The sequence below is a fragment of the Streptomyces rishiriensis genome (assembly GCF_003112535.1).
GTDB classification, from domain to species: Bacteria; Actinomycetota; Actinomycetes; order Streptomycetales; family Streptomycetaceae; genus Streptomyces; species Streptomyces rishiriensis.
On the sequence record NZ_BEWA01000013.1, the window covers coordinates 45679 to 71496 of the forward strand.

Annotated in this window: 23 protein-coding genes; 11 read left to right on the forward strand and 12 right to left on the reverse strand. The window is 71.9% G+C overall.

Annotated features, from left to right (window positions below; genetic code table 11):
* The first annotated feature begins 15 nt into the window (after window positions 1-15).
* Complete coding sequence (locus Sri02f_RS23315) at window positions 16-1122, forward strand: DUF5937 family protein (protein ID WP_109003264.1); 1107 nt, start codon at window positions 16-18, stop codon at window positions 1120-1122.
* A 97-nt stretch (window positions 1123-1219) separates the two neighbouring features.
* Here the strand turns inward: Sri02f_RS23315 and Sri02f_RS23320 are convergent, their stop codons facing one another.
* The 3 genes from Sri02f_RS23320 to Sri02f_RS23330 all read right to left on the reverse strand — a co-directional run bounded on the left by Sri02f_RS23320 (window position 1220) and on the right by Sri02f_RS23330 (window position 3958).
* Window positions 1220-1852, reverse strand: a complete 633-nt coding sequence (locus Sri02f_RS23320) for an AAA family ATPase (RefSeq protein WP_109003265.1) — start codon at window positions 1850-1852, stop codon at window positions 1220-1222.
* A 50-nt stretch (window positions 1853-1902) separates the two neighbouring features.
* Complete coding sequence (locus Sri02f_RS23325) at window positions 1903-2571, reverse strand: response regulator transcription factor (protein ID WP_069773135.1); 669 nt, start codon at window positions 2569-2571, stop codon at window positions 1903-1905.
* A 184-nt stretch (window positions 2572-2755) separates the two neighbouring features.
* Window positions 2756-3958: a sensor histidine kinase gene (locus Sri02f_RS23330; protein ID WP_109003266.1), complete on the reverse strand. Its 1203-nt coding sequence runs from the start codon at window positions 3956-3958 to the stop codon at window positions 2756-2758.
* 144 nt (window positions 3959-4102) lie between these two features.
* Between Sri02f_RS23330 and Sri02f_RS23335 the strand changes: the two genes are divergently transcribed.
* Window positions 4103-5356 (forward strand): SAM-dependent methyltransferase, encoded by a 1254-nt coding sequence (locus Sri02f_RS23335; RefSeq protein ID WP_245970748.1) that lies wholly within the window; start codon window positions 4103-4105, stop codon window positions 5354-5356.
* A gap of 40 nt (window positions 5357-5396) precedes the next feature.
* On the opposite strand, the gene Sri02f_RS23340 is transcribed toward Sri02f_RS23335, so the two are convergent.
* Entirely contained in the window at window positions 5397-6548 is a 1152-nt protein-coding gene (locus tag Sri02f_RS23340) for an NADH-quinone oxidoreductase subunit D (RefSeq protein ID WP_109003267.1), read from the reverse strand.
* On the opposite strand from Sri02f_RS23340, the gene Sri02f_RS23345 reads away from it, so the two are divergent.
* Window positions 6547-7092, forward strand: a complete 546-nt coding sequence (locus Sri02f_RS23345; RefSeq protein ID WP_507772819.1) for a PH domain-containing protein — start codon at window positions 6547-6549, stop codon at window positions 7090-7092. The two genes, Sri02f_RS23340 and Sri02f_RS23345, sit on opposite strands and share 2 nt — an antisense overlap.
* Window positions 7077-8570, forward strand: coding sequence for a PH domain-containing protein (locus Sri02f_RS23350; protein WP_507772820.1), 1494 nt, complete (start codon window positions 7077-7079; stop codon window positions 8568-8570). The genes Sri02f_RS23345 and Sri02f_RS23350 overlap by 16 nt, the downstream gene beginning before the upstream one ends.
* A 124-nt stretch (window positions 8571-8694) precedes the next feature.
* On the opposite strand, the gene Sri02f_RS41330 is transcribed toward Sri02f_RS23350, so the two are convergent.
* Together Sri02f_RS41330 and Sri02f_RS23360 are read right to left on the reverse strand one after the other, a co-directional pair.
* The gene (locus Sri02f_RS41330; protein WP_159106767.1) at window positions 8695-10239 is read right to left on the reverse strand and encodes a prolipoprotein diacylglyceryl transferase; all 1545 of its coding nucleotides are present in this window, start codon (window positions 10237-10239) and stop codon (window positions 8695-8697) included.
* A 337-nt stretch (window positions 10240-10576) separates the two neighbouring features.
* Window positions 10577-11704, reverse strand: coding sequence for an alpha/beta hydrolase (locus Sri02f_RS23360; RefSeq protein WP_109003269.1), 1128 nt, complete (start codon window positions 11702-11704; stop codon window positions 10577-10579).
* A 236-nt stretch (window positions 11705-11940) separates the two neighbouring features.
* On the opposite strand from Sri02f_RS23360, the gene Sri02f_RS23365 reads away from it, so the two are divergent.
* The 6 genes from Sri02f_RS23365 to Sri02f_RS23390 all read left to right on the forward strand — a co-directional run bounded on the left by Sri02f_RS23365 (window position 11941) and on the right by Sri02f_RS23390 (window position 17321).
* A complete protein-coding gene (locus Sri02f_RS23365) occupies window positions 11941-13752 on the forward strand; it encodes a phosphatidylglycerol lysyltransferase domain-containing protein (RefSeq protein ID WP_109003270.1) in 1812 nt (603 codons plus the stop codon).
* Window positions 13753-13904: 152 nt separating this feature from the next.
* Window positions 13905-14891 carry a dihydropteroate synthase gene (gene folP / locus Sri02f_RS23370; protein ID WP_245970749.1) on the forward strand — a complete coding sequence of 329 codons (987 nt, stop codon included), beginning with the start codon at window positions 13905-13907 and terminating at the stop codon, window positions 14889-14891.
* Window positions 14888-15445, forward strand: a complete 558-nt coding sequence (locus Sri02f_RS23375) for a nuclear transport factor 2 family protein (RefSeq protein ID WP_109003271.1) — start codon at window positions 14888-14890, stop codon at window positions 15443-15445. Before folP ends, Sri02f_RS23375 begins: the two co-directional genes overlap by 4 nt.
* Before the next feature lie 338 nt (window positions 15446-15783).
* Complete coding sequence (gene folB / locus Sri02f_RS23380) at window positions 15784-16143, forward strand: dihydroneopterin aldolase (RefSeq protein ID WP_109003272.1); 360 nt, start codon at window positions 15784-15786, stop codon at window positions 16141-16143.
* Window positions 16140-16751 carry a 2-amino-4-hydroxy-6-hydroxymethyldihydropteridine diphosphokinase gene (gene folK, locus Sri02f_RS23385; protein WP_109003273.1) on the forward strand — a complete coding sequence of 204 codons (612 nt, stop codon included), beginning with the start codon at window positions 16140-16142 and terminating at the stop codon, window positions 16749-16751. The genes folB and folK overlap by 4 nt, the downstream gene beginning before the upstream one ends.
* Window positions 16752-16835: 84 nt before the next feature.
* The gene (locus Sri02f_RS23390) at window positions 16836-17321 is read left to right on the forward strand and encodes a DUF3180 domain-containing protein (protein ID WP_109003274.1); all 486 of its coding nucleotides are present in this window, start codon (window positions 16836-16838) and stop codon (window positions 17319-17321) included.
* A 58-nt stretch (window positions 17322-17379) separates the two neighbouring features.
* On the opposite strand, the gene folE is transcribed toward Sri02f_RS23390, so the two are convergent.
* The 6 genes from folE to dacB form a co-directional block, all read right to left on the reverse strand.
* On the reverse strand, window positions 17380-17985 hold the full coding sequence (gene folE / locus Sri02f_RS23395; protein WP_109003275.1) for a GTP cyclohydrolase I FolE: 606 nt from the start codon (window positions 17983-17985) through the stop codon (window positions 17380-17382).
* A gap of 155 nt (window positions 17986-18140) precedes the next feature.
* Window positions 18141-20180, reverse strand: coding sequence for an ATP-dependent zinc metalloprotease FtsH (gene ftsH, locus Sri02f_RS23400; protein WP_167467602.1), 2040 nt, complete (start codon window positions 20178-20180; stop codon window positions 18141-18143).
* Window positions 20181-20365: 185 nt separating this feature from the next.
* Entirely contained in the window at window positions 20366-20926 is a 561-nt protein-coding gene (gene hpt, locus Sri02f_RS23405; RefSeq protein ID WP_069768459.1) for a hypoxanthine phosphoribosyltransferase, read from the reverse strand.
* A gap of 72 nt (window positions 20927-20998) precedes the next feature.
* On the reverse strand, window positions 20999-22030 hold the full coding sequence (tilS, locus tag Sri02f_RS23410; protein WP_109003276.1) for a tRNA lysidine(34) synthetase TilS: 1032 nt from the start codon (window positions 22028-22030) through the stop codon (window positions 20999-21001).
* Window positions 22031-22222: 192 nt separating this feature from the next.
* Window positions 22223-23356: an Rv3626c family coenzyme F420 biosynthesis-associated protein gene (locus Sri02f_RS23415; protein ID WP_109003277.1), complete on the reverse strand. Its 1134-nt coding sequence runs from the start codon at window positions 23354-23356 to the stop codon at window positions 22223-22225.
* 101 nt (window positions 23357-23457) lie between these two features.
* The gene (gene dacB, locus Sri02f_RS23420; RefSeq protein ID WP_167467603.1) at window positions 23458-25125 is read right to left on the reverse strand and encodes a D-alanyl-D-alanine carboxypeptidase/D-alanyl-D-alanine endopeptidase; all 1668 of its coding nucleotides are present in this window, start codon (window positions 25123-25125) and stop codon (window positions 23458-23460) included.
* Window positions 25126-25204: 79 nt separating this feature from the next.
* On the opposite strand from dacB, the gene Sri02f_RS23425 reads away from it, so the two are divergent.
* On the forward strand, window positions 25205-25696 hold the full coding sequence (locus tag Sri02f_RS23425; protein ID WP_007452023.1) for an inorganic diphosphatase: 492 nt from the start codon (window positions 25205-25207) through the stop codon (window positions 25694-25696).
* The last annotated feature ends 122 nt before the right edge of the window (window positions 25697-25818 follow it).

The following is a 25818-nucleotide window of genomic DNA, read 5'->3' on the forward strand; positions in this document are numbered from 1 at the left end:
GTGCACCATGTGGGCATGAGCCTGAGCATCGACATCGCGGGGCTGCGGCCGGAGAGGGTCGCCGTCGTGCCCTCGCCCCTGGCCGAGCTCGGCATGGCGTTGCACGCGCTGTCCGAGCCGGGGCACCATCCCGGCCTGCGGGGCTGGGTCACCTCCGTCACCGCCCGGCTCGGCTCGCACCTGGCCGACCGGATGTGCGAGGCCGACTTCCTGTGGCGGACGACGTTCTCGGACCTCTTCCTGCCCTACGCGGGCATCCCGGGCGGCAGCACGCTCCCCCGAGCCACGCTCGCCGAGGAGCTCGACCTGCTGGACAAGCTGACGGACGAACAGTTCGTCGACGCGGCGCTGGAGTTCACCTGCGCCCCCGGGTACGACCTGCCGGGCCCGACCCTGCTCTCCCACCCGGAGCTGTGCCGGCGTGCGCTCGACCTGGCCGCCACGCGCGGGCCGCGGCAGGTCCGGTTCACCCGGCGGCTGCTGGAGGACCCGCCGTCCGTGCGTGGCTGGCTGCGGCAGTTCCTGGAGGACTGCGACGAGGCGTTCTTCGCCGACGTCTGGGCCCGGGTGCGCCTCCCGCTCGCCGCCGACGCCCGCCACAAGACGTACCTCCTGCGCCACAAGGGCCTGGCGGAGACGCTCGCCTCGGTGTCCTCGGCCGTGACGCTCGACGAGAGCGGCACGCGGATCACCGTGGACAAACTGGTCCAGGGCCGCAGCTCCACCGGCGACGGCGGCCTGCTGCTCGTGCCGACCAGTCTGGGCTGGCCGCATCTCATGGTGCTGCACCGGTACGGCTGGCAGCCGGTGCTGCACTACCCGGTGAGCTCGCCCGAGCTGGCCTCGCCCCCGTCGGTGGAACAGCTGACCCTGCGGATGACGGCGCTGTCCCACCCCGTCCGGATGCGGATCTGCCGGCTGCTGGCCCGCAGCGCGTACACCACGACCGAGCTGGCCCAGGTGCACGGCAGGACGGCCCCCGAGATATCCCGTCACCTCGCCGTCCTGAAGAAGGCCGGCCTGGTCACCACGCGCCGGCGCGGCCGGTACGTGCTGCACCAGCTCGACGTGACGGTGGTGGCCCGGCTGGGCAGCGACTTCCTGGAAGGGATACTCCGCTGAGGCCCGACCGTCCGCCTCGCGGTCGCGACGAAGGCGGTCGCGGGCAGGACGGTCACCGGGTAGACGGTCGCGACGAAGGCGGGGCGCCTCCGGGAGGTCAGTCGAACCGGATGTGCCGCACGCCCACCCCGGCCTGTCGAAGCCGTGTCCGCAGCGCGCCCTCCGTGTTGGGGACGAGCGTCAGCCCGGCCAGGACGGCGATGCGGTCGGCCGTCCTCGGCACGGTCGTGCGGTCCGTCCACAGATGCTCGGCGAACTCCGGCTCCCGCAGCCGCTCCAGGCAGTGGTCGAGCTGCTGGACGGCCCAACTCTCGCGACGCAGACCAGCGTTCCTGCCCACGGCGAACCCGAGGAGGTGTCCGAGGCCGCGTTCTCGCAGCCGCTTCAGGACCGTCTCACGTTCGGCGAGGAGCGTGAAGTGGCGTACGTCGTGGCCGAGTGCGCGCAACCGGCCGACGGTCTCGTCGAAGTAGCGGGGATCGGTGACGGTCATGGGGGCGATGACCACGCCGTCGTGCGCGCGGAGGGCCAGGTCGAGGACCTCGACGACGCCCTGCCGCCACGACGCCAGGTCCTGGAAGTCCCCGCGCAGTTCGGGCGGCAGCATCCGGCGCAGCCCGAACCCGGCATGCTCGGGGTCGCAGACGACGCTGCCCGGCAGCCGGCGTCGTATCTCGTGTGCGGTCTGTGTCTTGCCGCCCCCGAAGGGGCCGTTGATCCACAGGAGCATGCGCAGACCCTAGTGGCCGCCGCCCTCCCGGACGGCTCGTTCAAGCAGGTTCACAGACCGCCCGCGCGGACGAGTCCGGTCTCGTACGCCAGGACCACGACCTGGACCCGGTCGCGCAGCCCCAGCTTGGTCAGGATGCGGCCCACGTGGGTCTTGACGGTGGCCTCGGACAGCACCAGCCGGGCCGCGATCTCCCCGTTGGACAGCCCCTGGGCGACCAGCACCATGACCTCGCGTTCGCGCTCCGTCAGCCGCTCCAGCTCCTTGTGCCGGGGCTCCTTGCCGGTGCTCGGCAGCATCGGAGCGAACCGGTCCAGCAGACGGCGGGTGGTCGACGGGGCGACCACCGCGTCGCCGCTGTGCACGGAGCGGATGGCGGTGAGGAGCTCGCCCGGCGGCACGTCCTTGAGCATGAACCCGGAGGCGCCCGCCTTCAGCCCGGAGAACGCGTACTCGTCCAGGTCGAAAGTGGTCAGGATCAGCACCTTCGGCGCGTCGGGCTCCGCGCAGATGCGCCGGGTGGCCTCCACGCCGTCCAGCTTCGGCATGCGGACGTCCATCAGCACGACGTCGACCGCCGTGGAGCGCACCACCTGCAGGGCCTCGACGCCGTCGCCCGCCTCGGCCACGACCTCCATGTCCGGCTGGGCGGCGAGCACCATCCGGAACCCGGTGCGCAGCAGCACCTGGTCGTCGACGAGCATCACGCGGATCGTCATCGAGTCCTCTTCCGTTTTCTTTCTGATTCCGCCGAGTGTCTCCGGCGGCGGTTCGGGCGGTTCAGCGGGTCGGGCGGTTCAGGCGGTCAGGCGGTCAGGCGGTCAAGCGGTCAGGCGGTGCCAACGGTGCGGGGCGGGCGTTGCAGGGGGCGTGACAGGTGTCAACGCGGGGCGCGCGTGGGCGTCAATGCGCCGGTTTGAGCGGGAGCAGAGCGCTGATGCGGAATCCTCCGCCGGGCCGCGGGCCCGCGTCCAGGGTGCCGCCCACCATGCCGACCCGCTCCCGCATGCCGATCAGGCCGTGGCCCGCGCCGTCGGCGCCGCCCTCCTCGTACAGCTCGTGCGGAGCGCCCTTGCCGTCGTCCTCGACGAGCAGGCCGAGACCGTCGTCGAAGTAGACGAGACGCACGCTCGCGCCGGCGTTGGGTCCGCCGTGCTTGCGGGTGTTCGTCAGCGCCTCCTGCACGATGCGGTACGCCGTCAGCTCGACGCCGCTGGGCAGCGGCCGCGCGGTGCCCTCGACCTTGAAGTCCACCGGCAGGCCGGAGCCGCGGCACTGCTCGACGAGATCCTCGATCTGCTCGACGTCCGGCTGCGGCACGTACTCGCCGCCCTCCTGGTGCTCGCCGGTGCGCAGCACTCCCAGCAGGCGCCGCATCTCGGCCAGCGCCTGGCGGCCGGTGGAGGAGATCGTCTCCAGCGCCTTCCTCGCCTGGTCGGGCGCGGCGTCGAGGACATAGGCGGCGCCGTCGGCCTGCACCACCATCACCGACACGTTGTGCGCCACGACGTCGTGCAGCTCGCGCGCGATCCGGGCGCGCTCGGCGGCGACCGCGACCTTCGACTGCGCCTCTCGCTCCCTCTCCAGGCGCGCCGCGCGCTCCTCCAACTGGGCGAAGTAGGCGCGGCGGGTGCGCAGGGAGTCGCCGAGCACCCAGGCCAGGGCGAACGGCACCGTCTGAAAGACGATGACCGCCACCTGGCCCGGCACGCTCGCGTTCTCGTGCGGCCAGCGCAGCTGCGCCAGGGTGGCCGCACTCAGCGCCATCACCAGGGCGAGGCGCGAGGCCCAGCGGGCGCCGGTCGCCGCGACCGTGTAGACGATCACCAGCAGGGCGAAGTCGGCTGCCGTCACCCCGACGTCCAGCACCAGCTGCGCTGTTCCCAGCACGGCGGCGAGCACGAGCATCTGCTCGGGCATGCGCCGGCGCAACGCGATGACCAGGCACAGCAGGAAGACGACCGGCACCAGCAGCGCCATGGAGTCGGTGCCGCCCCGGTCCTGCCCGGCGGTTCCGGCAGCGGCGGAGATCCCGAACAGGACGAGGGCCCAGAAGCCGTCGACCCTGGTCGGGTGTCTGCGAAGGAAGTCATAGAGGCGCTGCACGTAACCCAGCGTAGGGAAGGCCGGTGCGTGCAGGGGTCAACCGGAGGACCGATCCGGTCCGGGCGGGCGTACTCCGCAAGGTGGATGCCGTGATCACCTGTACGCCTAGTCTGACCGGGTGGTGAACGACGGACGGTGGACGCGGTGACCGATTCGGGCGGGTGGCGCGGCTGGCGGGCCGCCATGCAGGAAGCCCTGTACGGCCGGGAAGCCCTGTACGGCCCGGACGCACAGGCCGGCCCGGACGCACAGGCTTGCCCGGACGCGCAGAGCCGCGCGGAGGCGCAGACCGGCGCCGGCGCACCGCGCGACCGCCGCACACATGCGCCTGGCGGCTTCTACCGGCGGCCCGAGGGGCCGGCCGGGCACTTCCGTACGTCCGTGCACGCGTCGCCGCTGTTCGCCGAGGCCGTGGCCCGGTTGCTCTGCCGGGTCGACGAGGCACTGGGCCGGCCTCCGTCGCTCGACTTCGTCGACATGGCCGCCGGCCGGGGCGAACTGGTCACGGGGGTGCTGGCGGCGCTCCCCGCCGACGTGGCCGCCCGCACGCGCGCGTGCGCCGTCGAGATCGCCGGCCGCCCCGAGGGTCTCGCCCGTCGGGTCGAGTGGCTGCCCGAGCCGCCCCAGAAGATCACCGGGCTGCTCTTCGCCAACGAGTGGCTGGACAACGTCCCCCTCGACGTCGCGGAGGTCGACTCCGCGGGCGTGCCTCGCCTGGTGCTCGTCCGGGACGACGGGGCGGAGCGGCTCGGCGAGCCGGTCTCCGGCGCGCAGGCGCGGTGGCTCGCGCGATGGTGGCCGCTGCCGGGCGAGGAAGGGCTGCGGGCGGAGATCGGACTTTCCCGGGACACTGCGTGGGCCTCCGCGGTGGCATGCGTGGTGCGCGGGCTCGCGGTGGCCGTGGACTACGCGCACTCCGCCGACGCGCGCCCCCCGTTCGGGACGCTCACCGGCTTCCGGGAGGGACGCGAGACGGCGCCGGTGCCGGACGGCTCCTGCGACATCACCGCCCACGTCGCCCTGGACGCGTGCGCGGAGGCGACGACGACAGCCCAGGCCCAGGCGCAGGGGCAGGCCCAGGGACATGCGCAAGGACATGCGCAGGGGCAGGGGCAGGGGCAGGGGCAGTCGACGACAGGGAGGCCGTCCGCAGCGTCCCGCGCGCGTCTGCTCGGCCAACGCGCCGCCCTGCACGCCCTGGGCGTCACGGGGGCGCGCCCCCCGCTCGCGCTCGCCTCCACGGACCCCTCGGGATACCTGCGCGCCCTGGCGGACGCCACACAGGCCTCGGAGCTCACCGCGCGGGGCGGACTGGGCGACTTCGGCTGGCTGCTCCAGCCGGTGGGAATCGCGGACCCGCTCGGCACGGAACGCGGCCGGGAGACGGCCGGCGGCTGACCGGCCGCCGCCCGACGGCGACCGGCGGCCCGTCCCCGGCCTACTTGTCGATGTCCCCGACCACGAAGAACATCGACCCCAGGATCGCCACCATGTCCGCGACCAGGGTGCCCGGCAGCAGCTCGGTGAGCGCCTGGATGTTGTTGTACGACGCCGAGCGCAGCTTCAGCCGGTACGGGGTCTTCTCGCCCTTGCTGACGAGGTAGTAGCCGTTGATGCCTAGAGGGTTCTCGGTCCAGGCGTACGTGTGCCCCTCGGGCGCCTTGAGGACCTTCGGGAGCCGCTGGTTGATCGGGCCCGGCGGCAGGTCGACGAGTCGGTCCAGGCAGGCGTCCGCGAGGTCGAGCGCGTTGTGCGTCTGCTCCAGCAGGCACTCGAAACGCGCCAGGCAGTCGCCCTCGGTCCGGGTCACCACCTTCAGCGTGTCCTGCAGCTCCCCGTACGCCAGATAGGGCTCGTCCCGGCGCAGGTCGAAGTCGACGCCCGAGCCGCGCGCGATCGGACCGCTCACGCCGTACGCGTGCACGTGCTCCGGTGCGAGGACGCCCACGTCACGGGTGCGTCCGCGGAAGATCTCGTTGCCGAGCACCAGGTCGTCGTACACGTCCATCCTGGAGCGCACGGCGGCGACGGCGTCCCGCGCGCGGGAGGTCCAGCCGGCCGGCAGGTCCTCCTTGAGGCCGCCGACGCGGTTGAACATGTAGTGCATGCGGCCGCCGGAGACCTCCTCCATGACGTTCTGCAGCACCTCGCGCTCACGGAAGGCGTAGAAGACGGGAGTGATGCCGCCCAGCTCCAGCGGGTAGGACCCGAGGAACATCAGGTGGTTGAGCACCCGGTTCAGCTCGGCGAGCAGCGTGCGCGTCCACACGGCCCGCTCGGGGACCTCCATGCCGAGCATCCGCTCCACCGCGAGGACCACGCCCAGCTCGTTGGAGAACGCGGACAGCCAGTCGTGGCGGTTGGCCAGCATCACGATCTGGCGGTAGTCGCGCGCCTCGAACAGCTTCTCCGCGCCGCGGTGCATATAGCCGATCACCGGCTCCGCGTGCCGGATGCGCTCGCCGTCCAGCACGAGCCGCAGCCGTAGCACGCCGTGCGTGGAGGGATGCTGGGGGCCGATGTTGAGCACCATGTCGGTGCTCTCCGCGGCGCCGCCGATCCCGACCGTGGTCTCCGTCGTAGGAGTCATGGCGACAGTCTCCCTTACGTACGCTGACCCCATGGAGACGGGGAGCCCGGCAAGCCCGGGGGGCGCGGAGACGGCGGCGGTCGCACCGGTGTGGAACGGGCTGCCGCCGGGCCTGCTGCGGATGCGGCGGCTGTTGCTGGTGGTGTGGCTGGGGTTGGCGGCCGTCGGAGCAGGCCTGCTGCTGGGGTTGCTCGTCGGCCCCGTCTGGGCGGCGTTCGCACTGCTGCCCCTGGCCGGCATCGCCTGGGGATGGGTCCTGCTCGGCCGCAACTGGCGCTCCTGGCGGTACGCCGAGCGGGCCGACGACCTGTTGATCAGCCGCGGGGTGCTGTGGCGCGAGGAGACCGTGGTGCCGTACGGGCGCATGCAGCTGGTCGAGGTCACCTCCGGCCCCGTCGAGCGCTACTTCGGGCTGGCCAGCGTCCAGTTGCACACCGCGGCCGCCGCGACCGACGCGGCCATCCCGGGCCTGGACCCGTCCGACGCGGAACGGCTCCGCGACCGACTCACCGCCCTCGGCGAAGCCCGATCGGCGGGCCTGTGACGACCCCGGACGTCGGGAACGGGATACCGGACGGCCCCGGCCTGCCGGACGAGCTCGAAGGACCGGGCAGGACCGGTGACCTGAAGGAACCAGGTGAGCCGGACAGGCCGGGGCTGCCGGGGGCTGCCGGAGTGCCCGAGGCGGCCGCACCGCCCGGGGCGGCCGGGGCCGACGGCTCGCGGCGGGCCGTCATCGAGCGGCGGCTGCATCCGGTCACACCGTTCCGGCGGGCCTGGGCGCCCATTGCGGTGCTCGTCGGCTGGGCGGTCCACGACCCGAACCAGGCGCAGGAGCAACTGACCCGGCTGACCACGACCGCCCTGCTGACAGCCCTCGCCGTCCTCGTCCCGGCAGCCTCCCTCTATGGCTTCCTGACCTGGTGGTTCACCCACTTCGCGGTGACGGACAGCGAACTGCGCATCCGCACCGGCCTGCTGTTCCGGCGTGCGGCGCACATCCGGCTGGAACGCATCCAGGCGATCGACGTCAGCCAGCCGCTGCTGGCCCGGATCGCGGGCGTCGCGAAGCTCCGGCTCGACGTCGTGGGCGCCGAGAAGAAGGACGAACTGGCCTTCCTGGGCGAGGAGGAGGCCCGCGCGCTGCGGGCGGAACTGCTCGCGCGGGCGGCCGGATTCGCACCGGAGACGGCGCACGAAGTGGGCGAGGCGCCCGCGCGCGAGCTGTTGCGCGTGCCGCCGCGCAAGCTCGCGATCGCGCTGGTGCTGACGGGCGCGACCTGGGGCGCGCTGGCCGCCGCAATCGTCGTGCCGCCGGTGCTGTGGCTGGCCACCCACAGCGTGTGGACGGTCCTCGCGACCGGCGTGCCGCTGCTCGGCGCGGCGGGCGCGACCAGCGCCGGACGGTTCGTCGGCGAGTACGACTGGACGGTCGGCGAGTCGCCGGACGGCCTGCGCATCGACCGCGGCCTCCTGGACCGTACGCACGAGACGGTGCCGCCCGGGCGGGTGCAGAGCGTGCGCATCGTCCAGCCGCTGCTGTGGCGGCGTCTCGGCTGGGTGCGCGTCGAACTGGACGTGGCCGGTTCCGCCAACTCCGTGCTCGTGCCGGTCGCTCCGCGCGAGGCCGCGGAAGCCGTCGTCGCGCGCGTGCTGCCGGGGGTGAGCGTCCCGGCCGCGGACTCGCTCTCGCGCCCGCCGCGACGGGCCGGGCGGTGTGCGCCGGTGTGGTGGCGGGGCTACGGAACCGCCGTCACCGACGCGGTGTTCGCCACCCGGCACGGACTGCTGCGCCGGAGACTGACGCTCGTGCCGCACGCCAAGGTCCAGAGCGTGCGGCTGACGCAAGGGCCCTGGCAGCGCCTCTGGCGGCTCGCGGACGTCCGTGTGGACACGGGCGCGGGCAAGACCGTCACAGCCCGCCTGCGGGACGCACAGCAGGCGGCGGAGCTGCTCCGGAGTCAGGCCGAACGATCACGGACCGGACGCCTGGACGCCCGGCCCGACCGTTGGATGGCTTAGACAGCCCAGGCGCCCGGAACCCTCGGGACCCACGAGAACCTCGGCACCCAGGGGACCCACAGGACCCTCGGGACCCGCAGGACCTCAGAACCCACAGGGCCCTCGGAATCCACAGAACGGGCGGTCAGGAGACGGCGCTGCGGAGCCCCTGGATGTCGATGTGCTCCGTCTCGTCGTGCGCGGTCAGGTCGATCACCTGGCCCACTCCGCGCGCCGCCTCGTCCGCCGGCTTGAACTCCGCCTCGGACTCGGCCTTGTGCAGCGCGAGGGCCTCCTGGCCGACGACGTCGGCGAGGTCCTCGTTCTGCACCGCCTCCAGTGCGTCGGGCTCCGCGTCGCTCTTCGTGCCGAAGAAGTCGAAGCCGCCCTCGGCGGTCGGCCGCCGTACGGGTTCGGCGGCCGGAACGACGGCCACGGCGGTCGGCACCGCGAAGTGCCCGGAGGGACGCTGCACGGGAGAGGCGGGACGCCGGACGACCGCACCCGCCTCGGCGGCGGCAGCGGGCTCGGCGGCGGGAGCGGCCCCACGGCCGGGACCCGGGCCGGGATCGGGGTCGGGGTCGCTGTCGGGGTCGAGGGGCGCCTCCGGACGCGCGGTCCGGGCACCGTCCACCGCCGGAGCGTCCGCGGCCTCCGCCCGGACGGCTGCACGACCGGCCTCGTCCAAGGCGGCCTCGTCCAGGGCGGCCTCGTCCAGGGCGGCCTCGTCGTCCGAAGCAGGCTCGTCCGAAGCAGGCTCGTCCGAAGCAGCCTGGTTCGCGGCGATTCCGTCCGCCGAAGCCGGCGCCTCGTCCGGCCTCTCGCCGTCGGGGGCCTCGTCCTCATCGGCAACCCTGCGAGGGGCGGCCGCGCGCGCGTGCTCGTCGACCGCCTCGGGCTTCCCCTGTGCTTCGTCCTCCTGCACGGCCTCCGCGGAAGCCACCCGTGCGGACGCCTCGTCGGCAGGACCCTTCGTGAGCCCCTCGTCGGGGTCCTGGGTGACCTCCTCGCCCGGCGCCTTGACGCCGTCGGCGTCGAACCGTGCGAGGGCCGCCTGCGCCCGCAGGAACAGCTTGGACCCCGCCGGCGAGAACACCGCCGACGTCTGCGCCTTCTCCTCGCCGGACTCGGAGGATTCGGCGACCTCATCCGATGCGCCGGAGCCGGACGCCTCCGCCGTCTCGGCGGGCTCCGAGTCCTGCGGTCCGCGCGCGGCGGGCAAGGCAGGCTCCGGAGCCGCCTCTATCTCCAGCAGGCGACGGCCTTCCAGGGCGCTGGCGCGCTCGGTCTCCGCGGTGGCGTACCGGCGCAGCAGCGCGGCGTGCTCGTTGCGCAGGCCGGCCAGCTCGGCCCGCTTGGCCCGCAGCCGCTGCTCCAGCTTGACCCGGAGCTCACGTGATTCTTCGAGGTCGCTCTCCACCTCGGCGACGCGTTCCTCGAAGCGCCACTCGTCACCGGCACGCGCGCGCGTGAGGTCGGCGACCTGCTTGCCGGCCTGCACGTCCCAGTGACGCATCACGACCGCGCCGACGATCGCCGTCGCCGCGGCGGCCGCGGCCAGCACACGGAGCGCCGCAGCCTGCGTGAACACCCAGGGGCCGAGGGCGCAGACAAGGGAGACGCCTGCGATCGCCGAGGGGGGCAGCAGCCTGTGCAAAGGAGGGGAATGGCGGTGACGTCCTCGTGGCATGGCCAGAAACTTACCGCGCGTAGGCGTTTGTTGGCGCCCCGCCCCACAAAAACTCAGCCATAACGAAGCGTTCACACTGCATCAGGAAACAGCCTTGTCGCCGAATTCGACAAGAAGCAAGATCATTTCCCGTCGGAGGAAGGGGCCGAGGGGCACCCACCGCCTCCCTCCCGGGCGGAGGCCGCACCCACCCGGCACGAGGGCCGCCCCCGTCCCCGACCCCGCCTTTGCGGCCACCCCGCACCCGCCCCCGCCTCCACGATCGCCGCCACCCCCGCCTCCGCCTCTACCTCCGCCACCGCATCGGCATCGGCATCGGCATCGGCATCGGCATCGCTCAACGGTCGCTCAGCCGACCGCTGATCCACTGCAGCGTCGGCGGAATCTCGCGCCGCCAGGTGTTGAAGTTGTGCCCGCCGCTTTCCAGGATGATCGACGAGACCTTGGTCCTGCCCGTGGCCTTCGCCAGCTCAATGAACTTCTGCGTGGCCTTGTAGTTGCTTTCTCCGGCCTTGCTGCTGGTGACCAGCAGGGAGGCGGCGGGAGCGGAACGATTCTTCAGAAACCAGAGCAGATCCGCCTCATTGCGCAGGGCCTTGTTCCCGTGGAAGAGGTCTCCTGTGGTGGGGTCGATCGGCGCCTTGTAGTACGCCGACAGGCCCGCAGCGGCCGCGTAGGCCTCCGGGTGGTGCATCGCCAGCTTCAGCGCGCAGTACCCGCCCGTGGAGTCCCCGACGATGCCCCAGTTGCTCGCCTTCCTGCCCACCCTGTAGTGGGCCGCGACGGCGTCCCGCAGATCCTTGGCGAAGAACGACTCGGTCTGCGGACCGCCCGGGATGTCCACGCACTCCGTGTCCCTGGGCGGCGCCACCGTGGGACGCATCATCACCAGGATCATCGGCTGCATGCTCCCGTCCCTGGCCAGCTGCCGCGCGGTGCGCGGATAGTGCAGCTTGTCCACGAGCGCCTCTGCCGTGCCCGGGTACCCCGTGAGGACGACGGCCGCGGGGAAAGTCCGCGTGCGGTAGGCCGGCTCGAAGTACTCCGGCGGCAGATACACGTACGCGGGCGTGGTGATGTGCGTCGTAAGCCCGTTGATGGCGACCTTCTGGACCTGCCCGCCGGACTGCGGCCGCCCGCTGCTCCCCGCGTCCACCCGCCGCGTGTCGACGACCCTCAGCGGTCCGGCCGCGGCGCCGCCCGAGGAGTGGTCGACGACCACGCCCTGCTCCGTCTCCTGACCGAACAGGTCCGCCCAGCTGGCGTAGAAACCGAACGCCTGGTTGGCGGAGAGTCCTATGGACGCGAAGAGCGCCAATTGCGTGGCGAGCAACAGCCCGACCCGCCCGCCGACGGCCCGCCAGCTCGGCTTGGCCAGCCTCGGCCACAGCCAGACCGTGCCGACGAACAGCAGTAAGGCGAACAGCACTGACAGCAGCAGCACTTTGTTGCTCGTGAGTCCCATGCGGTGGTTTCCTGCCTGCTCTTCGTCCGGGACCGCACCCGCTCCCCCCGACTCCTTCGCGAGGGCTTGTCCCGGATTTTCCTTCGCCTTTTCGATGCCTTTGGCGAGATGAGTGAACCTCTCTGCCCAAGACACCGTCCTAGAGGGCGCAATGTCGCCGGATGCCCGAATCGGCACCGGGTCCAAGGTCTCTCGCGGAACTACGGGATGCGATGTCTGTCACGGAAGATGCGGAAATGTCGGGCGGGGTTCCGCGCCGAACAAGCCGAGTGCGGCGGATAGTGCGAGGTCCGCGCCCTGAGGCCGTTCCCGCCCTCGTCGCCAGGGCCTGTGCCCTCGTGGGCCTGCTGGACGTCGCCGGAGGCGTCTTCCCGCGGTTCCGGCACAGCCGTATGCACACCTTCGCCGAGGTGCTTCCTGGCTCCTTCGGGCCGTTCGCGGCGGCGCTGTCGCTCAGCGCCGGCGTCCTCCTGCTGCTCCTCGCCCACGGGCTCAAGCGCGGCAAGCGGCGCGCGTGGCGGGCCGCCGTGGTGCTGCTCCCGGCCGGCGCGGTCGCCCAGTTCGTGTACCGCCACTCGATCGTGGGCGCGCTCATCTCCGTGGCGCTCCTGGTGCCGTTGCTGCTGCACCGCGACCAGTTCGCGGCGCTGCCCGACCCGCGCAGCCGCTGGCGCGCGCTCGCGAACTTCGTCCTCATGGGCGCCGGTTCCCTCGGTCTGGGGCTGGTCATCGTCAGCGTCCACCCCAACCGCATGATCGGCGACCCGAGCCTGGCCGATCGCCTTGCGCACGTCCTGTACGGCCTCTTCGGCTTCGAGGGCCCGGTCGACTACCAGGGCAACACCTCCTGGACCGTCGGCGCCTCCCTGGGCGCCCTGGGCCTGCTCACGGCGGTCACCACGATCTACCTCGCCTTCCGCCCCGAGCACCCGGCCGCCCGCCTCACCGAGGAGGACGAGAGCCGTCTGCGCGCCCTGCTGGTCAAGCACGGCCGCCGCGACTCCCTCGGCCACTTCGCGCTGCGCCGCGACAAGGCCGTCGTCTTCTCCCCCAGCGGCAAGGCCGCCGTCACCTACCGCGTGGTCTCCGGCGTGATGCTCGCCAGCGGCGACCCGATCGGCGACGTGGAGGCCTGGCCGGGCGCCATCGAGCGCTTCATGGACGAGGCCAAGGCCCACTCCTGGACCCCGGCCGTCATGGGCTGCTCGGAGACCGGCGGCGAGGTCTGGACCCGGGAGACCGGCCTGGACGCCCTCGAACTGGGCGACGAGGCGGTGGTGGACGTGGCGGATTTCTCCCTCGCCGGCCGCGCGATGCGCAACGTGCGCCAAATGGTCAAGCGCATCGAACGCGCCGGTTACGAAACCCGGGTACGGCGCGTGGGTGACCTCGGCGAGGCCGAACTGGAGCGCGTCCGGCGCGCCGCCGAGGACTGGCGCGGCACCGACACCGAACGCGGCTTCTCCATGGCCCTGGGCCGCATCGGCGACGTCACCGACGCCGACTGCCTCATCGCCACCGCCCACAAGGCCGACGAGGTCCCCGGCGAGTACGGCGACCTGAAAGCGATCCTGCACTTCGTGCCCTGGGGCCCCGACGGCGCCTCGCTCGACCTGATGCGCCGCGACCGCTCCGCCGACCCCGGCATGAACGAACTCCTCATCGTCGCCGCCCTCCAGGCGGCGCCCAAGTTCGGCATCACGCGCGTGTCGCTGAACTTCGCCATGTTCCGCTCGGCCCTGGCCCGCGGCGAGAAGATCGGCGCCGGCCCCGTCCTGCGCGCCTGGCGCGGCCTGCTGGTCTTCCTCTCCCGCTGGTTCCAGATCGAGTCGCTGTACAAGTTCAACGCCAAGTTCCAGCCCCGCTGGGAACCCCGCTTCGTCGTCTACCGCGCCTCCGGCGACCTTCCCCGCATCGGCTTCGCCGCCATGCAGGCCGAAGGCTTCGTCAACCTCGCCCTCCCCCTCCCCCGCTTCCTGCGCCGGCGCTCCGCACCGGCACGCGCGTGTGCGCACGCGGTGGCGGACAGAGACGTACGGGCCGCGTAACCGCCGGAGCCGCAGAGCCGGGCCGGGCCGGGCCGGCGCAGTCCGGCCCGGGCCGCCGGGACCGGGCCGGGCGCAGGCCCCGCAGCCCGGCTCCACGGGTTCGGCCCGGGCCGCGCCATGGCACGGCTCCCTCCTGGGCCTACGCTGAACGCATGAGCAAGCAGAGCGGACGCGGGCGCGTCGTCGGGCTTCCCGAGTGGGACCGCTGCGCGGTCATGGGAGTCGTCAACGTGACCCCCGACTCCTTCTCCGACGGCGGCCGCTGGTTCGACACGACGGCCGCCGTCAAACACGGTCTGCAGCTCGTCGCCGAGGGTGCGGACCTGGTCGACGTCGGCGGCGAGTCCACCCGGCCGGGCGCCACCCGTGTCGACGAGGCCGAGGAGCTCCGCCGGGTCGTCCCCGTGGTCCGGGGTCTGGCCTCCGAAGGCGTCGTCGTCTCCGTCGACACCATGCGCGCCACCGTCGCCGCCCAGGCCCTCGCGGCCGGCGCCGCCCTCGTGAACGACGTCAGCGGCGGGCTGGCCGACCCGGCGATGATCCCGACCGTGGCGGACGCGGGCGCCCCCTTCGTCGTCATGCACTGGCGGGGCTTCCTCGAAGGAGGCAACGTCAAGGGCGTCTACGCCGACGTCGTCGCCGAAGTCGTGGACGAGCTCCACGCGCGCGTGGACGCCGTCCTGGCGGGCGGCGTCGCCCCCGACCGCATCGTCGTCGACCCGGGCCTCGGGTTCTCCAAGGAGGCCGACCACGACCTGATGCTCCTCGCCCACCTGGACCGGCTGCACGCCCTCGGGCACCCGCTGCTGGTCGCCGCCTCCCGCAAACGGTTCCTCGGCCGGGTCCTGGCCGGCCCGCAGGGCGCCCCACCGCCCGCGCGCGAGCGGGACGCCGCCACCGCGGCCGTCTCGGCCCTCGCGGCCCAGGCCGGCGCCTGGGCGGTCCGGGTGCACGAGGTCCGCGCGACGGCGGACGCGGTACGGGTCGCACGAGCCGTGGAGGGGGCGCGCGAGGAGCATGACGCACCGGGCGCAGGCGCACCCGGGCGGGCGCGGACGGCGGCGAACCCACCCGGCGCGGGAAGCACGGCCGAAGCGCGGACCCAGTCCGGCACGCCCCGAGCAGAGGGAGCCCGGTGAGCGCCCCCCATACCGACGTCGAGCAGGTCGAAGCCGCCAACGCGGCCTTCTACGAGGCGCTCGAACGAGGCGACTTCGAAGGCGTCTCCTCCCTCTGGCTCACCCCCGCCGACCTGGGCGTGGACGAGACGTACCACGACCCCGCGGACGTCGGCGTCGTCTCCTGTGTGCACCCCGGCTGGCCGGTGCTCACCGGCCGCGGCGAGGTCCTCAGGTCGTACGCGCTGATCATGGCGAACACCGACTACATCCAGTTCTTCCTCACCGACGTGCACGTCTCCGTCACCGGAGACACCGCCCTGGTGACCTGCACCGAGAACATCCTCAGCGGCGGCCCCGCCCCCGAGGACGGCGAGGAGCTCGGGCCGCTCGTCGGCCAACTGGTGGTCGCCACCAACGTGTTCCGCCGCACCTCCGACGGCTGGAAGCTGTGGTCGCACCACGCCTCTCCGGTTCTGACCGAGAGCGACGACGCCGAGGATTCCGAGATCCAGGAGATCCCGGAGGACCCCGGAAGCCCCGGGACCCCCGGAAGCGATGACGCCCCTTCCTGAGCGGATGGACGGGCCGCGACGGGGCAGCAGGCCCTCAGGCTGCTTCAGGTCGCCTCAGGCCGCTTAAGGCCGGCATGAAGCCGCTTGGGCCGCCTCATGTCGACCATAGGGACGAAGAAGTGGTTGGAATCACGAACCCACGGGTAGGGGCGGCTACCACCCCCTGAGCCGCCGGGTTCCCCAAGGGAAACGCCCGGTGAAATCCGCCGGCTCCGGTCCGGGCCACCGCGTCCGGAGCCCGGGACTGTCAGTGCTCGCAGGTAGATTCGTTCGAGGCCGGGCCGCCGCCCGCACCCGGTACGCACCGGCCCCAACCGACGATTGCAGGAGTGATTCGCGTGGATCGTGTCGCGCTGCGCGGCCTGAAGGCCCGCGGGTACCACGGCGTGTTCCCCAAGGAACGCGAGGAGGGCCAGACCTTCATCGTGGACCTCGTCCTGGGTCTGGACACCCGACCGGCCGCGGCCGACGACGACCTGGCGAAGACCGTGCACTACGGCATGGTGGCGGAGGAGGTCGTGGCCGTCGTCCAGGGCGACGCCGTCGACCTCATCGAGACGCTCGCCGAGCGCATCGCCCAAGCCTGTCTGAAGCACCAAGAGGTCCAGGAGGTCGAGGTCTGCGTCCACAAACCGGACGCGCCGATCACCGTCCCCTTCGACGACGTGACCGTCACCATCACCCGGAGCCGAGCATGACCGCGTTCTTCACCGAGGGCCAGAGCGACCCGACCGTACAGCCGGTACCCGCCTCCGTCGTCGAGAAGGTCGACGCCGCCGACACCACCCTGCACAACCCCAAACGCGCCGTGATCTCCCTCGGCTCCAACCTGGGCAACCGCCTGGAGACCCTCCAGGGGGCCATCGACGCCCTGGAGGACACCCCCGGGGTCCGCATCAAGGCCGTCTCCCCCGTGTACGAGACGGAGCCGTGGGGCGTCGAACCCGGCAGCCAGCCGTCGTACTTCAACGCGGTGGTCCTGCTCAAGACGACCCTCCCGCCGTCGTCCCTCCTGGAGCGCGCCCATGCGGTCGAGGAGGCCTTCCACCGCGTGCGGGACGAGCGCTGGGGCGCGCGCACACTGGACGTCGACATCGTCGCGTACGCCGACGTCGTCGACGACGACCCGCACCTCACCCTTCCGCACCCCCGTGCCCACCAGCGCGCCTTCGTGCTGGCCCCCTGGCACGACGTGGAGCCCGAGGCCCAGCTGCCCGGCCGCGGCGCCGTCGCCGATCTTCTCGGCGTCCTCCCCCGCGAGGGCGTCGAAGCCCGCAAGGACCTGGAACTCCACCTGCCCGTCTAGTCGTTAAGGTCAAGCAGAAAGGTCGACGAGACCACTGCCCGCGAGATCTTCCCGCCGCGGGCGCGGGGGAGCTGAAGGGACATCGTGAGAGAGCTGCGCATCAGGGTGCTGGCCGGCGTGTTCGTCGTGGCCGCGATCCTGTCCTGGGCGGGCGCGCGCCTGTGGAACTCGATCGGGACCCTTCCCAGCGTCCCGATCGCCGCCCCCATCGTCCTCGCCCTGATCGCCGTCGTGCTCACGGCCACGGCGCTCTCGCTGCGCGCCCGCCTCAAGGCCCAGCGCGAGCGCCGCCCCGAGGCCAAGGGCGTCGATCCCCTGATGGCGGCGCGCGCGGTGGTCTTCGGCCAGTCCAGCGCTCTGGTCGCCGCTCTCGTCTCCGGAATGTACGGAGGCACGGGCGTCTTCCTCCTGGAGTCCCTCGACATCCCCGCCCGCCGTGACCAGGCCATCTACGCCGGCTTCTCGGTCCTGGCCGGCATCGCGGTCATAGCGGCGGCGATCTTCCTGGAGCGCGTCTGCAGACTCCCGGAGGACGACGACCACGAGAACGGCTCGACCTCCACGGCCTGACGCCGCCCCGCCGTCACCGGCAGGCAAGCCAGCGCACGTCAGGGCACGTCAGGGCACGTCAGCGCGCCAGTATCAGGCTCATCGCCTCGGCGCGGGTCGTGGCGTCCCTGAGCTGACCCCGCACCGCGGACGTCGTGGTCTTGGCTCCGGGCTTACGGATCCCCCGCACCGACATGCACATGTGTTCGGCCTCGATGACGACGATGACGCCGCGTGCCTCCAGGATCCGCATGAGGGAGTCCGCCACCTGCGTGGTGAGACGTTCCTGCACCTGGAGACGGCGCGCGAACACCTCGACCAGCCGCGCCAGTTTGGACAGGCCCGTGATCTTGCCGGACTCCGCGGGGATGTAGCCCACATGCGCGACGCCGTGGAACGGCAGCATGTGATGCTCGCACAGGGAGACGATCTCGATGTCCTTGACCAGCACCATCTCGTCGTGGCCGAGATCGAACGTCGTCGTCAGGACTTCCTCGGGCGTCTGGGTGAGACCCGCCAGCAGCTCCCGGTAGGCCCGCGCCACCCGCGCGGGCGTCTCCCGCAGGCCCTCGCGCTCCGGGTCCTCGCCGACCGCGAGCAGCAGTTCGCGCACGGCGTTCTCGGCGCGCTTCTCGTCGAACTCGCCGATGGAACCGTCGCCGTCCAGCGTCACGGGGTCGGTCATGGGGGGCCTCGTTCCTGTGCGGGTCGCTCGGGTGGGTATGCACCTCATCTGCGAGCCTACGAAATCGGTCATACGGAAAATGCCGCGCCCCCCAGGCTAGGACCTGGGGGGCGCGGCATCCATTCCGGGCCCGGTGGGGCCTGCCGGAGCCGGGATCAGCTCTCGGGGCGGTCCTCCGGGCTGGGCTCGGCGACCGGGGCGGTCTCGACCGCGGTGGACTTCGCGGTGGAGATCGCCTGCGTCGCGCCGTTGGCGCCGTTCGTCAGTGCCAGCTCCCGGGGGGAGAGCACCGGCGGACGGGTGGACGGCGTACGCCGCGAGGAGCCGGTCCAGGCGGGCCGTGCCGGGCGCTTGACGATGGCGGAGAAGATCTCGGCGATCTCCTCCTTGTTCAGCGTCTCCTTCTCCAGCAGCCGGAGCACGAGGTTGTCGAGGACGTCGCGGTTCTCGACCAGGATCTCCCAGGCCTCGTTGTGCGCGTTCTCGATCAGCTTCTTGACTTCCTCGTCCACCAGAGCGGCGACCTCTTCCGAGTAGTCGCGCTGGTGAGCCATCTCACGGCCGAGGAAGGGCTCGGTGTTGTCGCCGCCGAACTTGATCGCACCCAGCCGCTCGGTCATGCCGTACTGGGTGACCATCGCCCGGGCAGTGGCCGTGGCCTTCTCGATGTCGTTCGCCGCGCCCGTGGTGGGGTCGTGGAAGACGAGCTCCTCCGCCGCGCGCCCGCCCAGCATGTAGGCCAGCTGGTCGAGCATCTCGTTGCGGGTGGTGGAGTACTTGTCCTCTTCGGGGAGGACCATCGTGTAGCCCAGGGCACGGCCTCGGGACAGGATCGTGATCTTGTGGACCGGGTCGGAGTTCGGTGAGGCCGCCGCGACCAGGGCGTGTCCGCCCTCGTGGTACGCGGTGATCTTCTTCTCCTTGTCCGACATGATCCGGGTCCGCTTCTGCGGGCCCGCGACCACGCGGTCGATCGCCTCGTCCAGCATGTGGTTGTCGATCAGCTTCATGTCCGAACGGGCCGTCAGCAGCGCGGCCTCGTTCAGCACGTTGGAGAGATCGGCACCCGTGAAGCCGGGGGTGCGGCGGGCGACTGCGGCCAGGTCGACGTCGGGCGCGACCGGCTTGCCCTTCTGGTGAACCTTGAGGATCTCCAGACGGCCCTGCATGTCCGGACGGTCGACCGCGATCTGGCGGTCGAAACGGCCGGGGCGCAGCAGCGCGGGGTCGAGGATGTCGGGCCGGTTCGTGGCGGCGATGAGGATCACGCCGCCCTTCACGTCGAAGCCGTCCATCTCGACGAGCAGCTGGTTCAGGGTCTGCTCACGCTCGTCGTGCCCACCGCCGAGGCCGGCGCCGCGGTGGCGGCCGACCGCGTCGATCTCGTCGACGAAGACGATCGCCGGGGCGTTCGCCTTGGCCTGCTCGAAGAGGTCACGCACCCGGGAGGCGCCGACGCCGACGAACATCTCGACGAAGTCGGAACCGGAGATCGAGTAGAAGGGAACGCCCGCCTCGCCGGCGACGGCGCGTGCGAGCAGGGTCTTGCCGGTGCCGGGCGGCCCGTACAGGAGCACACCCTTGGGGATCTTGGCGCCGACGGCCTGGAACTTCGCCGGTTCCTGCAGGAACTCCTTGATCTCGTGGAGTTCCTCGACGGCTTCGTCCGAACCGGCGACGTCGGCGAACGTCGTCTTCGGGGTGTCCTTCGTGATGAGCTTGGCCTTGGACTTCCCGAAGTTCATGACTCGGGAGCCGCCGCCCTGCATCTGGTTCATCAGGAACAGGAACACGACCACGATGAGGACGAAGGGGAGCAGGGACAGCAGGATCCCGACGAAAGCGTTCTGCTTCGTCGGCGAAACCGTGTAGCCGTCCGGAATCTGCTTGTCCTGGTATTTGGTCTGCAGCGTGTTGGCGATGGTCACGCCTTGGTCGCCGATGTAGCTCGCCTGGATCTTCGAGCTGTCCTTGACCTTCTCGCCGTCCTTGAGCGTGACCTTGATGGTCTGCTCGTCACCGGTGGTGAGCTTGGCCGACTCGACCTTGTTGTCGTTGATCGCTGCAATGACCTGGCCTGTGTCCACCGTCTTGTAGCCGCCGGACGAGCCGACGACCTGCATCAACACGACCACGGCAAGGACGGCCAGCACGATCCACATGACCGGCCCACGGAAGTATCGCTTCACGTCCATCCATACGGAGCGGTGTCGCCCCGTCCCTCCTGCCATAGTGAGTTTGATAAGACAGTTCTTCTGACGGTACCCCAGCTTCGTCACGCAAAGCCGCACGGAACGGCTGGCGCACCCGTCTGCATGCTCCAACGGCGCGAGGCCCGCCGGGGTTCCCGATCTTCCCGAGGGCTTGCGCCCTTCGGGTCTCAGCCGCCGTAGACGTGGGGCGCGAGCGTACCGACGAACGGGAGGTTGCGGTACTTCTCGGCGTAGTCCAGGCCGTAGCCGACGACGAACTCGTTGGGGATGTCGAACCCGACCCACTCGACGTCGATGGCGACCTTGGCCGCCTCGGGCTTGCGCAGCAGCGTGCACACCTTGAGGGAGGCGGGCTCGCGCGAGCCGAGGTTGGACAGCAGCCAGGACAGGGTCAGGCCGGAGTCGATGATGTCCTCGACGATCAGGACGTGCTTGCCCTTGATGTCGGTGTCGAGGTCCTTGAGGATCCGCACCACTCCGGAGGACTGGGTGCCCGCGCCGTAGGACGACACGGCCATCCAGTCCATGGTGACGGGGGTGGACAGGGCCCGGGCGAGGTCGGCCATGACCATCACAGCGCCCTTGAGGACCCCGACGATGAGCAGGTCCTTGCCCGCGTACTCCGCGTCGATCTTCGCGGCCAGACCAGCCAGCTTCGCGTCGATCTCTTCCTTGGTGATGAGCACCTCTTTGAGGTCGGTGCCCATGTCTTTCGCGTCCACCCGCATCACTTTCGGTTGTCCCACCGGCCGCCGGGACCGCCCACGACCACGTAAGCGGTCCTGCCGGAGGGCCCGGATTCAGCCTTGCCGAATCACCAGTCTGCCACCCTGGCGCTGAGCGACGACTTTGCCCGGGAGATTGATGACCCCCTGGCCGCGCCAGCCGGTGATCAGCCGGTCGACCTCTTCGATGTGCCGCGCGAAGAGCGAACCGGCGGGCGCGCCCGCCTCGATCGCGGCGCGGCGCAGGATCCGGCGGCGCACGGCGGGCGGCAGGGCGTAGAGCTTGGCGCACTCCAGGAGGCCGGCCGCGTCGCGTACGGAGGACTCGGCCTGGCCGGCCCAGGCGTCGAGGGCGTCGGCGTCGTCGCGGGAGAGCTGGGCCGTGCGGGCGAGGGCCTCGACGACGCCCTTGCCGAGGGCCTTCTCCAGGGCCGGCAGGCCCTCGTGGCGGAGCCGGGAGCGCGTGTAGGCCGGGTCTGCGTTGTGGGGGTCGTCCCAGACGGGCAGGGACTGGACCATGCAGGCCTTGCGGGCGGTCTGCCGGTCCAGGTGGAGGAACGGGCGGCGGTAGCGGCGGGCGGCGCCCGGCCGCCCGGAGACCGCGGCCATTCCGGACAGGGAGCGGATGCCGGAGCCGCGGGCGAGGCCGAGCAGGACGGTCTCGGCCTGGTCGTCGCGGGTGTGGCCGAGCAGGACGGCGGTGGCGCCGTGGGCTTCGGCGGCGGCGTCGAGGGCGGCGTAGCGCGCGTCGCGGGCGGCGGCTTCGGGGCCTCCCTCGCGGCCGACGGCGACGGCGGCGGAGTCCACGGGGTCGAGGCCGAGTTCGCGCAGTCGCAGGACGACTTCGGCGGCACGCACGTCGGAGCCGGGTTGCAGGCCGTGGTCGACGGTGACGCCGCCGGCGCGGACGCCGAGCCGGGGGGCCTCGAAGGCGAGGGCGGAGGCGAGCGCCATGGAGTCGGCGCCGCCGGAGCACGCCACGAGCACGAGCGGCGGGGCCGGGCGCTCGTGCGGGTTCGCTTCGGAGGCGGGATGGTCGTTGAGGATGTCGTGAAGTACGCGGCGGACCGCCAGGCGTATCGCCGCGACCGCAGGATGGGGACCCATTGTCCGGTTCCCTTCATGAAGTTTTCGGGGGTTAGCCCGAGGTTCGGTCACTCAGAGTGTGTAGATGGTGACAGAACCGGGCCGTTCCCTGAGCATTGCACGCCTACCCAGGGCCCACGGTCCCTCGGACGGGTGATTGCGGGGGCGTTCTCCTGCCGGCGGCCTGATTCGGTTCCCGCCCGTTCCGGCAGCTCACGACTCGGCCTTGCGATGCACTCGCGCGACCCACTCCGCCGGTTCGGCGATCTCGGCCTTGGTCGGAAGTGTGTTCGGAGAGGTCCACACGCGGTTGAAGCCGTCCATGCCGACCTCATCGACGACGGCCCTCACGAAGCGTTCGCCGTCCCGGTACTGCTTGAGCTTGGCGTCCAGGCCGAGCAGCCTGCGCAGGGCGATGTCGAGCCGGGAGGCGCCCTTGGCCCGGCGTTGCTGGAACTTCTCGCGGATCTCGGCGACGGTCGCCACCACTTCGGGGCCCACGCCGTCCATGACGAAGTCGGCGTGGCCCTCCAGGAGGGACATCACGGCGGTGAGGCGGGCGAGGATCTCGCGCTGGGCGGGCGTCTGCACGAGTTCGACCAGGGAGCGGCCGCCGTCGTCCTCCTCGCCCTCGGGGCGGCCGCCCGCGAGGGACTGGGCGGCTTCGCGGACGCGTTCCAGGAAGGTCATGGGGTCGACGTCCGTCTCGCCCAAGAACGACTGGATCTCGCCCTCCAGATGGTCGCGCAGCCAGGGGACCGCGGAGAACTGCGTGCGGTGCGTCTCCTCGTGGAGGCACACCCAGAGGCGGAAGTCGTGCGGATCCACGTCGAGTTCGCGTTCCACGTGGACGATGTTCGGCGCGACGAGCAGCAGGCGGCCGCCGCCGTTCGCACCGGCGGGGAGTTCGCGGGTGGCGGGGGCGAAGGTCTCGTACTGGCCGAGGACGCGGGACGACAGGAAGGACAGCAGCATGCCGAGTTCGACGCCGGTGACCTTGCCGCCGACCGCGCCGAGGACCGCGCCGCCCGGGGTGTTGCCCCGTCGTTCCTGCATCTTCTCCAGGAGGGGCTTGAGGATCTCCCGGAAGCCCGCGACGTTCGCCCGCACCCAGCCGGGGCGGTCGACGACCAGGATGGGCGTGTCGTGGATGACGTCGGTGCCCATACGAGTGAAGCCCCGGACGTGTTGCTCCGAGGCCTTGGCGTGTCGGCGCAGTTCCGCGACGACGGCACGCGCTTCGTCGCGGCTGACCTCCGGTCCCGGCCGTACGAGCCGGGTCGCGGTCGCCACCGCGAGATTCCAGTCGACCATCCCTGATGAGGCAGCGCCACCGATGCTCGTCATGCGTCAACCGTACGTGAGCGCCGCCCGGGAGGGCAGGCCGCGGGAGGCCGGTCAGGGAGATGTCAGGGTCGGGTCCGGGGGCGGCTCGGGGGCGGCGGGGCTCAGCGGCAGCCGCACCCGGCCAGCGCCGTCGCCGTCCTGTCCAGCGCCGCCTGGGCCGCCGCCGGGTCGCTCGTGCCGGCCGCCATGAGGGCGAAGGCGAGCAGCCGGCCGTCCTGGTCGACGACGGTGCCGGCGAGGGTGTTGACGCCGGTGAGGGTGCCGGTCTTGGCCCGGACGACGCCTGCCGCGCCGTCGGTGTAGCGGCTGGTGAGGGTGCCGGTGAAGCCTGCGACCGGAAGGCCGGTGAGGACGGGGCGCAGGTCGGGGCGGCGGGGGTCGCCGGCCTTGGCCAGCAGGGCCGTGAGCAGGTTCGCGGTGAGCCGGTCCTGGCGGTCGAGGCCGCTGCCGTCCTTGAAGCGGGCGCCGGCCACGGGCAGTCCGAGCTTCTTCAGCTGGGCCATGACCGCTTTGCCGGCGCCGGCGAAGTCGGCGCGGACGCCGGTGGCGACGGCGGTCTGGCGGGCGAGGGCCTCGGCGATGTCGTTGTCGCTGTTGGTGAGCATCCGCTCGACCAGGGTGGACAGCGGGGGCGAGGAGACCGTCGCGAGGCTCTGCGCGCGGGTGGTGGCCTTGGAGGGGCCGGGGGCCGTGGTCCTGACGCCGGCGGCCGTGAGGAACCGCGCGAAGGCGGCGGTCGCGTCGGACGCCGGGTCGCTCACGCGGGCAGTCGGGCCGCTGTCGGAGGCGTCGGTGCGGCCCTCGTCGGCGCTCAGGGCGGTGACGGGGGCGAGGTTGGGGTTGACCCCGATGGGGTGAAGCTGCGAACCGGCGTACAGGGTCGTGTCGTACGAGAGCGTCACCCGGGTGAGTCCGCGCTTCTTCAGGGCGGCGGCGGCGGAGGTGGCGAGGGTGCGCAGGCTGGCCCGGCCGCCGGCGTCCGCGCGGGCCGTGAGCGTGGGGTCGCCGCCTCCGACGAGGACGAGTTCCTTGGTGTCGGGTTCCAGCACGGCACGGGTGGTGAAGCGGTGCTCGCCGCCCATAGCGGAGAGCGCGGCGACCGCGGTGGCGATCTTCGTGGTGGAGGCCGGGGTGAGCGCCTGGCCGGCTCCGGCGCCGTAGAGGAGCTTGCCGGAGGCGACGTCGACGACCGCGGCGGTGTGCTGGGCGCCGAGGGCCGGATCGCCCAGGAGGGGGCCCAGGACGCCGGTGAGGCCGGTGCCGCTGGGAAGGACGTCCGGGGCGGACTTCACGGTGTTGCCGCCTCCTCCGCCGCCGAGGGCGGTGAGGACGGCGGCGGCGCTCGGCGCGGGCCGGGGCGCACCGGCCGCCGTGTCGGACGTACCGGACGAATCGTCCGGGCGGCCGTGATCTGTGCCACCCGTCCGCTCAAGGGCGGCGACCCGGTCCCGCTCGGCCGTACGCTGACCGCTGGAGTCCCAGGGCCCGGCGGCGGTCACCACGACGGCGGTCAGCGCCAGCCCGGCGGTCGCCGCACCCGCGGTGTACTGCCACGAGCGGGCGTTCGGACCGGCCTTCGTCATCCGCGCCAGCTGCGGTCGCGCCGCCTGCGCGAGTCGCGCGACCTGCGGCTTCGCGGTCGCCGCCAGGTGCGCGAGACGGGGCCGTACGATTCCTGCGGCCCGTGCCAGACGCGGTCGTACGGCGTCCGCGACCCGCACCACATGCGGTCTCGCGGTCCGCCAAGGCCTCAGCTCTGGCACGAACACCAGCCCCTTTCGCGATCACACACCTGCGTGAGGGACACTTAACCACCAGAACTATGTGTTGATCATGGAGGAGCCACCGGTGGAGTTCGACGTCACGATCGAGATTCCGAAGGGTTCGCGGAACAAGTACGAGGTGGACCACGAGACCGGTCGGATCCGCCTGGACCGTCGACTCTTCACCTCGACCGCCTACCCGACCGACTACGGCTTCGTCGAGAACACTCTCGGCGAGGACGGCGACCCGCTGGACGCGCTGGTCATCCTGGACGAGCCGACCTTCCCGGGCTGCCTCATCCGATGCCGTGCGATCGGCATGTTCCGGATGACCGACGAGGCCGGCGGCGACGACAAGCTGCTCTGCGTCCCGTCGACCGACCCGCGCGTGGAGCACCTGCGCGACATCCACCACGTGTCGGAGTTCGACCGCCTGGAGATCCAGCACTTCTTCGAGGTCTACAAGGACCTGGAGCCCGGCAAGTCCGTCGAGGGCGCCGACTGGGTCGGCCGCACCGACGCCGAGGCCGAGATCGAGCGGTCCTACAAGCGCTTCAAGGACCAGGGCGGCCACTGAGGATCCCGCGGTGTAAAACGCCTGCGCAGAGGTAGGTGAAGGGCTGCACGCATGCGCGTGCGGCCCTTTCGCGTGTCTGTGCGCATACTGAGGCCAACGGAAGGTGTCGTTCCAGGGAGCGT

Bases quoted from the DNA above. Each gene is read 5' to 3' on its own strand.
- Sri02f_RS23315 (WP_109003264.1), top strand. From the start codon at position 16: ATGAGCCTGAGCATCGACATCGCGGGGCTGCGGCCGGAGAGGGTCGCC.
- Sri02f_RS23320 (WP_109003265.1), bottom strand. From the start codon at position 1,852: ATGCTCCTGTGGATCAACGGCCCCTTCGGGGGCGGCAAGACACAGACC.
- Sri02f_RS23325 (WP_069773135.1), bottom strand. From the start codon at position 2,571: ATGACGATCCGCGTGATGCTCGTCGACGACCAGGTGCTGCTGCGCACC.
- Sri02f_RS23345 (WP_507772819.1), top strand. From the start codon at position 6,547: ATGGCGACAGTCTCCCTTACGTACGCTGACCCCATGGAGACGGGGAGC.
- Sri02f_RS23340 (WP_109003267.1), bottom strand. From the start codon at position 6,548: ATGACTCCTACGACGGAGACCACGGTCGGGATCGGCGGCGCCGCGGAG.
- Sri02f_RS41330 (WP_159106767.1), bottom strand. From the start codon at position 10,239: ATGCCACGAGGACGTCACCGCCATTCCCCTCCTTTGCACAGGCTGCTG.
- Sri02f_RS23360 (WP_109003269.1), bottom strand. From the start codon at position 11,704: ATGGGACTCACGAGCAACAAAGTGCTGCTGCTGTCAGTGCTGTTCGCC.
- Sri02f_RS23365 (WP_109003270.1), top strand. From the start codon at position 11,941: ATGTCGGGCGGGGTTCCGCGCCGAACAAGCCGAGTGCGGCGGATAGTG.
- folP (WP_245970749.1), top strand. From the start codon at position 13,905: ATGAGCAAGCAGAGCGGACGCGGGCGCGTCGTCGGGCTTCCCGAGTGG.
- folK (WP_109003273.1), top strand. From the start codon at position 16,140: ATGACCGCGTTCTTCACCGAGGGCCAGAGCGACCCGACCGTACAGCCG.
- folE (WP_109003275.1), bottom strand. From the start codon at position 17,985: ATGACCGACCCCGTGACGCTGGACGGCGACGGTTCCATCGGCGAGTTC.
- ftsH (WP_167467602.1), bottom strand. From the start codon at position 20,180: ATGGACGTGAAGCGATACTTCCGTGGGCCGGTCATGTGGATCGTGCTG.
- hpt (WP_069768459.1), bottom strand. From the start codon at position 20,926: ATGCGGGTGGACGCGAAAGACATGGGCACCGACCTCAAAGAGGTGCTC.
- tilS (WP_109003276.1), bottom strand. From the start codon at position 22,030: ATGGGTCCCCATCCTGCGGTCGCGGCGATACGCCTGGCGGTCCGCCGC.
- Sri02f_RS23415 (WP_109003277.1), bottom strand. From the start codon at position 23,356: ATGACGAGCATCGGTGGCGCTGCCTCATCAGGGATGGTCGACTGGAAT.